We start from the raw sequence: 1,024 nt of genomic DNA, 5'->3' as shown, positions 1-1,024 counted from the left end.
TTTCTAACACCACGAGCCCCACCCAGAGCTGGTTTCCCGTTTTCGCAGTCGCGACTAGATTTTTCGCCACTTTCGTCGACGGGGAATCACGCATCTGCCAGATCTACGTCGCTTAACTCGACTTGCTTACCGCGAAAATACTCCAATTGTGCCGCCAAAGTAGACGGTGTCGCTGTCGCGACCTTCTGTGGTGATCATCTGTCGGGCATACGCACTTAGGCGTAGACGTGGCGTCCACCAAAAATGAACACCCGCTTCGGGATAGATTGCGGCCAAGACGCCATCGAACCGTGTCTTTTCTTCTCCCCATTCGTCAATGTGTCCATCCTCGTCATTGTCGATGTCATCGTTATCGGCCAATTCCTCGCTGTCAGCGTATCCAGCGAAGAGACCGAGCCCAACAAACGGAGCCAGCCGAGTAGGCGTCTGAAGACGAAGTCCCGTTTCGCCTCCAATGTACGAGTCTTGGTCGTTCACAGCAGCGATCAAACCGAAGCGGTTAGTGAAATACGAAGTCCAATAACCAGTGGCTCCCGCCTCGAGTGTCCCCATCGCGTTGCCGTTCTTGCCGAGCGAACTGATTCCGGCCGCGCCATACCAGCCGAACAATCCTTCGACAAATCGAGCATCTGCTGCCTGCTTGACTTTGCCAGGCAGATCAAGCTTGCCCGCGCCGTCGCCGTATTTTTCCGAATAGATAGGGTCATCCATCGCCCAGCGAGACTTGGTCAGCCCGTCAGGCAACTGCGCCAGCGAGATAGCAGGGGATAACGCAAGCCAAGTACCAACAACAAGGATGACAATTCGGCAACACAAGGCTGTGATAACGTGATCGGATTGCTTCAATGGACTCGCTCTGGCAAAAGAGGGGGCAGGTTCTTCAGCGTTATCAAATTTTTTGTCGCGCTCGCAAGGGAGAGTTGGGAGTTGGGAGTTGGGAGTTGGGAGTTGGGAGTTGGGAGTTGGGAGTTGGGAGTTGGGAGTCTGGGAGTCTGGGAGTCTGGGAGTCTGGGAGTCTGGGAGT

1 protein-coding gene is annotated in these 1,024 nt (G+C 54.8%); it reads right to left on the bottom strand.

Features of this window, described 5'->3' with window-relative positions:
- Positions 1–126: 126 nt before the first annotated feature.
- The gene (locus tag RMSM_RS24795; RefSeq protein WP_236622291.1) at positions 127–846 is read right to left on the bottom strand and encodes a hypothetical protein; all 720 of its coding nucleotides are present in this window, start codon (positions 844–846) and stop codon (positions 127–129) included.
- Positions 847–1,024: the final 178 nt, after the last annotated feature.

The sequence above is a fragment of the Rhodopirellula maiorica SM1 genome (assembly GCF_000346295.1).
Taxonomy (GTDB): Bacteria; Planctomycetota; Planctomycetia; order Pirellulales; family Pirellulaceae; genus Novipirellula; species Novipirellula maiorica.
This window is presented reverse-complemented; position numbering and strand designations above follow the sequence as displayed.